The sequence below is a fragment of the Halomonas sp. LMYGS-3 genome (assembly GCF_059509875.1).
This window is the reverse complement of the sequence record NZ_JCAKFQ010000004.1, coordinates 257,343-266,593: the sequence shown is the minus strand read 5'-3', so window position 1 is coordinate 266,593 and position 9,251 is coordinate 257,343. Positions and strand designations below refer to the sequence as shown.

Annotated in this window: 9 protein-coding genes and 1 pseudogene; 7 read left to right on the top strand and 3 right to left on the bottom strand. The window is 67.2% G+C overall.

All coding sequences use genetic code 11. The annotated features are described in order from the left end of the window. Window positions 1-281: 281 nt before the first annotated feature. Window positions 282-480: pseudogene (locus AC5W54_RS06050) on the bottom strand (IS1380 family transposase); the annotation flags it as partial. 239 nt (window positions 481-719) lie between these two features. Between AC5W54_RS06050 and nadA the strand changes: the two are divergent. Next, entirely contained in the window at window positions 720-1,748 is a 1,029-nt protein-coding gene (gene nadA, locus AC5W54_RS06045) for a quinolinate synthase NadA (RefSeq protein WP_495961166.1), read from the top strand. 279 nt (window positions 1,749-2,027) lie between these two features. Here nadA and AC5W54_RS06040 read toward each other — a convergent pair whose 3' ends face one another. Continuing rightward, window positions 2,028-3,491: a M48 family metalloprotease gene (locus AC5W54_RS06040; RefSeq protein ID WP_495961165.1), complete on the bottom strand. Its 1,464-nt coding sequence runs from the start codon at window positions 3,489-3,491 to the stop codon at window positions 2,028-2,030. Between the two features lie 154 nt (window positions 3,492-3,645). Here AC5W54_RS06040 and AC5W54_RS06035 point away from each other — a divergent pair, with 154 nt between their 5' ends. Both AC5W54_RS06035 and AC5W54_RS06030 read left to right on the top strand, forming a co-directional pair. Further along, window positions 3,646-3,894 (top strand): sulfurtransferase TusA family protein, encoded by a 249-nt coding sequence (locus tag AC5W54_RS06035; protein ID WP_495961164.1) that lies wholly within the window; start codon window positions 3,646-3,648, stop codon window positions 3,892-3,894. After that, window positions 3,891-4,991 carry an AI-2E family transporter gene (locus AC5W54_RS06030; RefSeq protein WP_495961163.1) on the top strand — a complete coding sequence of 367 codons (1,101 nt, stop codon included), beginning with the start codon at window positions 3,891-3,893 and terminating at the stop codon, window positions 4,989-4,991. Before AC5W54_RS06035 ends, AC5W54_RS06030 begins: the two co-directional genes overlap by 4 nt. A 36-nt stretch (window positions 4,992-5,027) precedes the next feature. Here AC5W54_RS06030 and AC5W54_RS06025 read toward each other — a convergent pair whose 3' ends face one another. Further along, the gene (locus AC5W54_RS06025) at window positions 5,028-5,504 is read right to left on the bottom strand and encodes a peroxiredoxin (RefSeq protein WP_495961162.1); all 477 of its coding nucleotides are present in this window, start codon (window positions 5,502-5,504) and stop codon (window positions 5,028-5,030) included. A gap of 226 nt (window positions 5,505-5,730) precedes the next feature. On the opposite strand from AC5W54_RS06025, the gene dapA reads away from it, so the two are divergent. Genes dapA through purC form a run of 4 tightly spaced genes read left to right on the top strand, consistent with a single transcriptional unit; the run spans window position 5,731 to window position 9,190 of the window. Then, entirely contained in the window at window positions 5,731-6,615 is an 885-nt protein-coding gene (gene dapA, locus AC5W54_RS06020) for a 4-hydroxy-tetrahydrodipicolinate synthase (protein ID WP_495961161.1), read from the top strand. Between the two features lie 48 nt (window positions 6,616-6,663). Further along, window positions 6,664-7,632, top strand: coding sequence for a lipoprotein, NlpB (locus AC5W54_RS06015; protein ID WP_495961160.1), 969 nt, complete (start codon window positions 6,664-6,666; stop codon window positions 7,630-7,632). Between the two features lie 11 nt (window positions 7,633-7,643). Next, the gene (locus tag AC5W54_RS06010) at window positions 7,644-8,435 is read left to right on the top strand and encodes an MBL fold metallo-hydrolase (protein ID WP_495961159.1); all 792 of its coding nucleotides are present in this window, start codon (window positions 7,644-7,646) and stop codon (window positions 8,433-8,435) included. A gap of 41 nt (window positions 8,436-8,476) precedes the next feature. After that, window positions 8,477-9,190 (top strand): phosphoribosylaminoimidazolesuccinocarboxamide synthase, encoded by a 714-nt coding sequence (gene purC, locus AC5W54_RS06005; RefSeq protein WP_495961158.1) that lies wholly within the window; start codon window positions 8,477-8,479, stop codon window positions 9,188-9,190. The last annotated feature ends 61 nt before the right edge of the window (window positions 9,191-9,251 follow it).

The following is a 9,251-nucleotide window of genomic DNA, read 5'->3' as shown; positions in this document are numbered from 1 at the left end:
TGGATGAACATTATGACCAGCTCAAGTTCGGCATGTGAGGATGGCCGCCTTCAGGCGGCTCAAATTCTTGCCCCTTTGAGGGGCTAACAAAATAAAGCCCCCGGCTTTGCCGGGGGATATTTACTCCAAATCCACTAGCCACTGAAGCAGGAGTTCACGATGCCCCACAACTGGTAGGAACCCTTGGCTGGCGGGGCGAGGGTTGCCAGCCAAGATCCGCCGGCGCTATGTCCTGACAAGCGACTGTTTAATGTCGTTGATCTCCGTTTGTTTCGCTACACGGCGGTTCTATTTTCCCTGGTGGTACTGACCGCGCTAGTCGGCACCTTCCTGCAGGGTCAGCAGTTGCTGGAAAGGTTTGTTGCGGAGGAAGTTCTCGATAACGTCATAGTCGCTCATCCCCAGGCACAGCAGGCCCAGATAGCTCTTGACCACGTCGCTGGTGAGCATGCCCAGCGTGGTGGGGAAGCGGCCATCGATGCAGCCACCCGGGGTGCCCCTTGATCCCGCCGGTGGGGGCCCCCATCTTGTTTGCATGACGCTTTTCTGGCCGGGGGTGGTCAATACCCCGGTGTTCTGGTCTACAATAGGTAATCGGGTCGACCGTGGCGAAAGACGCAAGAGTCGACCCCTTGGTGTATTGCCCCGTGCGGAGCGCACGAGCGGCGATACCTGGTGAAACGCAGGGGGAGCCCCTGCCAGTCACAGTGGTAGACACGATGACGATCATGACTTCCCGTGCCGAGGTGCGTGAGTACCTGGCACGCGCCTACTGCCCCACCCGGATTCCCGCCGAGGACGAGGCCCGCGTAGACGAGATCAAGCGGCTGCTCGAGGCCCACAACGCCGTCCTGGTGGCGCACTACTACACCGACGATGCGATCCAGCAACTGGCAGAGGAGACCGGCGGCTGCGTGGCCGACTCCCTGGAAATGGCGCGCTTCGGCGCCCGCCACGAGGCCTCGACCCTGGTGGTGGCCGGGGTGCGCTTCATGGGCGAGACCGCCAAGATCCTCTCACCGGAGAAACGCGTGCTGATGCCGACCCTGGAGGCGACCTGCTCGCTGGACCTGGGCTGCCCGGCAGACGAGTTCAGTGCCTTCTGCGATGCCCATCCGGATCGCACCGTGGTCGTCTACGCCAACACCTCGGCGGCGGTCAAGGCTCGCGCCGACTGGGTGGTGACCTCGTCCATCGCCGTGGACGTGATCGAGCATCTCCAGGCCCGCGGCGAGAAGATCCTCTGGGCCCCGGACAAGCATCTGGGCGGCTACATCCAGCAGAAGACCGGCGCCGACATGCTGATGTGGGACGGTGCCTGCATCGTCCACGAGGAGTTCAAGGCCAAGGGGGTCGAGGACCTCAAGGCGCTCTACCCGGAGGCGGCGGTGCTGGTCCACCCGGAGTCGCCGGCCCCGGTGGTCGAGCTGGCCGACGTGGCCGGTTCCACCTCGCAGTTGATCAAGGCGGCCAGGGAGCTGCCCAACGACAAGCTGATCGTCGCCACCGACCGCGGCATCTTCTTCAAGATGCAGCAGGCGGTGCCCGGCAAGACCCTGTTCGAGGCGCCCACGGCCGGCAAGGGTGCGACCTGCAAGAGCTGCGCCCACTGCCCGTGGATGGCGATGAACGCCCTGGACAACCTGGCCGGCGCCCTGCGCGACGGCAGCGGCGAGATCGTCGTCGACGCCGAACTGCGCCGGGCCGCCCTCAAGCCGCTCGAGCGGATGCTCAATTTCCAGAAGTAAGCCATGCCCCGGCGTTACGCTCGGGGCAGGCACGACTCGCTTGCGCCGTGACGAAACCCCGACGCTTCACGAGCCGGGCGACGCGTCGGACTGGAACAAGGTCCCTCTTGCCAGTCCTCGATCGACATCCCTGTCGATCGCCGCTGCCCGACTCGTTTGCGTCGGCGTCCCGGCTAAATCGCTCGCATGCCTGCACCTTGGCGTGTCTAGCGCGCGACCACTCCACCATCCTGACTTCCAGCTTCCAGCTTCCAGCTTCCAGCTTCCAGCTTCCAGCTGTCAGAACTTCTCCAGCGTCTCCCGGTAGCCGAGGAAGTCGCGGCGGCGCTGCTCGATGCGGCTGGTCGCGGTGCTGTCGCCTTCACGCTCGGCGACCTGCCTGGCCACATCGAGCTGGCGGATGGCACTGTCGATGTGCCCGGTGAGCTGCAGCTGCTCGGCCCTGGCGAGGTGGCCCCAGGCCTCGCGGCCGCTTCGGCCAGCGGCCTCGGCCAGCAGAGTGAACACCTGGGGATCCTCGGGACGGTGCTCGGACAGCCCCCGTAGCACCCGCCAGGCCTCGTTGGGGTCGCGCTGCAGCAGTGCCTCGCCGAGCAGCCGGCTGGTGGGCACATGACCGGGCATCAGTCGCAGTTGGCGGCGGCTGCGCTCGATGGCGTCATCGTAGCGGCCCGCCTTGAAGGCCACTTCGGCGGCCGAGGCGGGCAGTAGCGCCAGGTCGGGCAGCTCCCGGGCCAGGGCATCGAGTTCGCGCAGGGCGTCGTCGGTATTGCCCTGCTCGGCGTCGATCAGCGCCGCCAGGTAGCGCCGGGCACTCTGTGGTGCCTCTCCCTGGGCCAGGCGGGTAGCGGCCTGCCGCGGGTCACGCCGATGAATCGCCAGCAGTGCCCGGGCCCGTATCAGGTGGTACTCGGGGCCCTCGTCCCGGGGGGTGCGGACCGTCAGCTGTCCGGCGCGATCCTGGGTGTCGCTGATGCGCGACTCGGTCACCGGATGGGTCAGCAGGAACTCGGGCGGGTTGCCGCCCTGTAAACTGGCCATGCGCTGCATGGCGCGGAACATGCGCACCATGGCCTGGGGGTCGTAGCCGGCCTGGGCCATGGCCTGGAGGCCGATGCGGTCGGCCTCTTGCTCGAAGCGCCGGGAGTAGGCGAGCTGGTCCTGGATGAAGGCCGCCTGGGAGCCCATGGCCACGCCGATGCCGGCATCACCGCCGCCGCCGGCGGCGATCAGCATGCCGGCCAGCATGGCGGCCATGGCGGGGATCTGGGTCTGCTCCGCGCGGGCCTGGCCGCGCGTGTAGTGGCGCTGGGAGAGGTGGCCGAGCTCGTGGGCGAGTACCGAGACCAGCGCGGCCTCCTCGTCGGCGAAGGCGAACAGGCCGGCATTGACGCCGATCACCCCGCCCGGCACGGCGAAGGCGTTGAGCATGCGGCTCTCGACCAGGGTGACGAGGGTGTTGGTGTCGACCAGGCCGCTGTGGGGCAGCAGTCGGGTGACCAGCGACTCCACGTACTCCTGGGCGATGGGATCGTCCCAGCCCGGGGCGCGGGCGCGGAACTGCCTGAGCCAGGCGCGGCCCAGGCGAGCCTCCTCGCCGCTGGCCGCCTGGCTGCTGCCGGCCAGGCTAGGCAGGCCGTAGTCGCCGCTCGAGCGGTCGTCGATCCATTGGGCGGTGGCGGGTTGGGCGAACGCGAGGCTCAGCACGCAGACGGCGAGGCAGGTTGTGACGATCCGGGGCATGGCCATCCTCTTTATCCGGCGGGGCAGGCGGCGGGAGTTACTCTCCGACATTGATTCGGCCCGTAAAGTGCCTTTAAATCTCCATGGGTTCCATGTCGAGCGGCGTCCTGCCTGACGCCCGGCATCCCCTGAATGCATTCTCCCGGGAGACAACATGGCTGTGCAACCTGATGATGTGCTCGATGCCCGCGGTCTTCCCTGCCCCCTGCCACTGCTCAAGGCCAAGCAGGCACTGGCCCGCCTCGAGCCCGGCCAACTGCTCGAGGTGATGGCCACCGACGCCGGTTCCTGGCGCGACTTCGAGACCTTCATCGAGCAGAGCATCCACGAGATGCCGGCCAGGGAGGAGCGTGGCGACGTCTTTCATTACTGGATCCGCAAGGGCGGGGAGCACCCCTCATGACCCTGCGGGCGGTCTTCAAGAGCTGGATCGACCACTACTTCTCCGACGAGGAGGCGGTGATCCTGCTGGTGGTGCTGGTGCTGGGCTTCGCCGTGGTGATCTGGCTCGGCCGGATGCTCGCGCCCTTCTTTACCTCCCTGGTGATCGCCTTCCTGCTGCAGGGGGCGGTGAGCTGGCTGGAGCGCCGCGGTGCGCCGCACCTGCTGGCGGTGACGCTGGTGTTCCTCGGTTTCCTCGGCATGCTGCTGGCGCTGGCCTTCATTCTCCTGCCGTTGATCTGGAACCAGCTCGTCAGCCTGGTGCAGGAGACACCGCGCATGTTCGCCAGCGGCCAGCAACTGCTGGATGAGATGCAGGAGCGCTACCCCAACCTGGTGACGCCGGATCAGATCCAGAACTGGATCGGCGTCGCCGGGCGCGAGATGACCCAGTTCGGTCAGCGCGCCCTGACCCTGTCGCTGGCGTCGCTGGGCAACGTCCTGGGGCTGATCATCTACCTGGTGCTGGTGCCGATCCTGGTGTTCTTCATGCTCAAGGATCGTGACACGCTGGTGGGCTTCATGCTCTCGCTGCTGCCCCAGAAGCGCACCCTGATGACCCGCATCTGGCAGGAGATGGACGACCAGATCGCCAACTACGTGCGCGGCAAGTTCATCGAGATCATCATCGTCGGCACCGTGGCCTTCCTGACCTTCGCCTTCTTCGGCCTGCCCTATTCGGCCCTGCTGGCGGTGCTGGTGGGGTTCTCGGTGCTGGTGCCCTACATCGGGGCCGCCGTGGCCACCCTGCCGGTGGCGGCGGTGGCCGGTTTCCACTTCGGCATGACCAACGAGTTCGTCTACGTGGTGATCGCCTACGGCATCATCCAGGCGCTGGACGGCAACGTGCTGGTGCCGATCCTGTTCTCCGAGGCGGTCAACCTGCACCCCGTGTCGATCATCGTGGCGGTGCTGTTCTTCGGCGGGATCTGGGGCTTCTGGGGCATCTTCTTCGCCATTCCGCTGGCGACCCTGCTCAAGGCGCTGGTCTATGCCTGGCCCCGGGGCATCAAGCAGCACAAGCAGCAGGAGGCGGAGGAGCCGCTGGCCGAGAAGTGAGGGCCACCGCCCGGTGCAGGGCGGTGGGGGAGGGGGTCAGGACGCGGCGTGCAGCGCCCTGGCGGCCTCCAGCACCTCCTCGACATGGCCGGGCACCTTGACCCCGCGCCACTCCCGGGCGAGCTTGCCCTCGGCGTCGATCAGGAAGGTGCTGCGTTCGATGCCGAGGTGCTCCTTGCCGTAGAGCTTCTTGAGCTTGATGACATCGAACAGTTGGCAGACGGTCTCGTCCTGGTCGGAGATCAGCGCGAAATTGAAGCCCTGCTTGGCCTTGAAGTTCTCCTGGGCGCGGAGGCCGTCGCGGGAGACGCCAAGGATCACGGTATTGGCGGCGTCGAAGGCCGCCTTGTGATCGCGGAAGTCGCCACCCTCGGTGGTACAGCCCGGGGTGCTGGCCTTGGGGTAGAAGTAGACCACCACCTGACGGCCCTGCAATCCGGAGAGGCTCACGGTGGTATCGCCGGTGGCGCTGGCGGTGAAGTCGGGCACGGGCTGGCCGATGCTGACGCTCATGAATGGCTCCTTTGTCGACGGAAGAGTGGCTACCGATTACACGCAACCGCGGCCGTGCTGTAAAGTCTCGCCTGCCCGTGCTGTACAGGCTTTGATCGCCTGAGTACCATCTACCCTCTACCCCCCCTGGCATCGGTGCCACCGTTTCACGGCGCGTGGGGGATGGCAGACGCAGCAGTCGTATCGCGTAGTCGTATCGCGTAGTCGTATCGAGAGGAATGTGAGGATGATCACTGGCAGTATCGTCGCCCTGGCGACGCCGATGAAGGTCAATGGCGACATCGATTGGGAGGCGCTGCGCCGCCTGGTGAGCTTCCACCTCGACAACGGCACCGACGGCATCGTCGCCGCCGGCACCACCGGCGAGCCCACCACCATGTCCTTCGCCGAGCATTTCGACGTCATTCGCGCGGTGGTGGAGGAGGTCGGCGGGCGTATCCCGGTGATTGCCGGTACCGGCGCCAACGCCACCTCCGAGGCCGTCGAGCTGGCCCGCTACGCCAGTGAGGTAGGGGCCGATTACTGCCTGTCGGTGTGCCCCTACTACAACAAGCCGACCCAGGAAGGCCTCTACCAGCACTTCAAGGCGGTGGCCGAGGGCAGTCGGCTACCGGTGATCCTCTACAACGTGCCGGGGCGCACCTGTTCGGATCTCTACAACGAGACGGTGCTGCGCCTCACCGAGGTCGACAACATCATCGGGCTCAAGGATGCCACCGGCAACCTGGAGCGCGCCGAGGACCTGATCGCACGCCTCAAGGGCAGCGACTTCATGCTCTACTCCGGCGACGACGGCACCGCCTGCGACTTCATGTTGATGGGGGGGCATGGCGACATCTCGGTGACCGCCAACGTTGCCCCCCGGGCGATGCATGAGCTGTGCGCCGCCGCCGTTGCCGGCGACGCCGACAAGGCCCATCAGATCAACACCCGACTGATGCCTCTGCACACCAACCTCGGCATCGAGTCGAATCCCATCCCCGTCAAGTGGGCGCTGCACCGCATGGGCTTGATCGAGCCCGGCATCCGTCTGCCGCTGACATGGCTGTCCGAGAAGTATCACTCCACCATCGGCGAGGCCCTGCAGTTGGCCGGCCTGATCGACGATTGACCGGTGCTCGGGTGCTGGAACCTGGACAACCCTTTGCAAGGTAACCGCATGAACTCTGCGCTGAAATGGATGCCGCTGGTGGCGGCCATTGCCCTGGCCACGGCCGGCTGTGCCCGCGACGGCTACTATCACGACCGCAACATCGACTACGCGGAAGCCAGCGGCAGCACGCCGTTGATCCTGCCCGAGACGCGCAACCCCAATCGCTACCGGGACGCCATGCCGGTACCCGAGGCGGCGGGCTCCTTCCGGGCGCCGGATGGCCGTTTCAGTGCCCCGAGTCCCCAGCCGCTGGCGGCAGGCCGCGCGGCCGAGCGTGACTTCGTCGAGCGCCGCGACATCGGCCGCGACAGTTGGCTAGTCGTCGGGGCCGACCCCGGCACGGTCTGGCCCCAGCTCGAGGACTTCGCCCGTACCCGCGGCCTGCAGGTGACCACCAGTGACAGCTCGCGTGGTGTGCTCGAGACTCCCCAGGCGCGGCTCAGCGTGCGCCAGGGGTTGCGTGCCGGCGACAGCGAGGTGCGCTGTGACCGCAACGGTGCCGCGGTGGCAACCTGCCTCGAGGAGATGGAACGGTTCTTCGGCGCGCGCAGCGCCTCGGCCAGCTCCTCGTCGCTGGCCGCTCAGCGCCTGGCCGGCGAGGAACGCTTGCGCCTCGAGCAGCAGGGCGACGCGTGGCGGGTGCTGGTGCCGCTGGACATCGATCGCACCTGGGCCGAACTCAGCCATCAGCTGCAGCAGGACTTCACCGTGGAGGAGCGCCGCGAGCTGCTCGACAGCGACCCCGCTGCCCACGACTTCCTGATCAGCTACATGACCCAGAGCGAACGCGATCGTAACCCGCTGCAGATCATCTTCAGCCCCGACGTGCGCCAGATGTCCCAGCAGATCCGCCTGGTGCTGGAGTCCGCCGGCCCCGAGCAGACCGTGCTGCGGGCCGAGAACGCCAGCGAGCGGGCCTTCACTCCCGCGGACCAGCGCGAGCTGCTCGAGCGGGTCTCGGGCCTGCTGCGCTGATGGGGGACCGGGTGGCCGAGTCGTGTCCACCCGCCGGGACGCTGTGTTTCGGCTCCCTGGGCAGCGGCAGCAAGGGCAACGCGACCCTGGTCAGCGACGGCGAGACCCACCTGCTGGTCGACTGCGGCTTCGGGCTGCGCGAGACCGAGCGCCGACTGGCCGCTTTCGGTCTGCATCCGCGCCAGCTCGATGCGGTGCTGGTAACGCATGAGCACGGCGACCATGTGCGCGGGGTCGGCCCCCTGGCCCGCCGCCACGGCGTGCCGGTCTACCTGACCCCGGGCACCTGGGCCTCGGGGCGGCTCGGCGAGCTGCCCGGCCGCCACTGGCTCACGCCCCAGGCCCGTTTCGCCATCAAGGGGCTCACCATCGATCCGGTCACCGTGCCCCACGACGCCCGCGAGCCGGTGCAGTTCCGCTTCCATGCCGGGGGGCGCAGTCTCGGCGTGCTCACCGACCTCGGCCACCCCACCGACCATGTCGTCCAGGCCTTCGCTGGCTGTGACGCCCTGATACTGGAGTGCAACCACGACGTGCGCATGCTCGCCGAGGGGCCCTACCCACCGCGACTCAAGCGGCGGGTGGGGGGCGACTGGGGCCACCTGGCCAATGCCCAGGCGGCGGCCCTGCTGGCGCGGCTGGGGCTCGATCGTCTGCAGCGCATCGTCTGCTCGCACCTGTCCGAGCACAACAACCGCCCCGAGCTGGCGCTGGAGGCCCTGGTGCCGCTGCTCGACGGCGACGAATCACGGCTGATGATCGCCGCCCAGGACACCGGCCTGGCGTGGCAGGCGATCGGCTGATTTCCCATACTCTCTCGTATTCGCAGCCTGTGGAGGCTCCCATGGAAAAGCGCCAAGAACTCTACGCCGGCAAGGCCAAGTCGGTCTTCGCCACCGACGACCCGGACCGCCTGGTCCTGCACTTCCGCGACGACACCAGCGCCTTCGACGGCGAGCGCATGGAGTCGCTGGCGCGCAAGGGCATGGTCAACAACAAGTTCAATGCCTTCATCATGGGCAAGCTCCAGGCGGCCGGCATTCCCACCCATTTCGATGGCCTGCTCTCCGACACCGAGAGCCTGGTCAAGAAGCTCACGATGATCCCGGTGGAGTGCGTGGTGCGCAACCTCGCCGCCGGTAGCCTGGTCAAGCGCCTCGGCGTGGCGGAGGGCCAGGAGCTCACCCCGCCCACCTTCGAGCTGTTCCTCAAGAACGATGCCCTGCACGACCCGATGATCAACGAGTCGCTGGCCGAGACCTTCGGCTGGGCCACGCCCGAGCAGCTCGCCGAGATGAAGGCGCTGACCTTCCGGGTCAACGAGGTGCTCAAGGCGCTGTTCGCCGAGGGCGGCCTGCTGCTCGTCGACTACAAGCTGGAGTTCGGCCTGTTCAAGGACCAGATCGTGCTCGGCGACGAGTTCTCGCCGGACGGCTGCCGGCTGTGGGACGCGAAGACCCGCGAGAAACTCGACAAGGACCGCTTCCGCCAGGGCCTGGGTGGGGTGATCGAGGCCTACGAGGAGGTCGGGCGGCGCATCGGCGTCGACTTTGACTGAGTCAGCCAGCTGCTGATGAAGCACTCCAGCGTCATGACAGGAAGGCGGCCCTTGGGCCGCC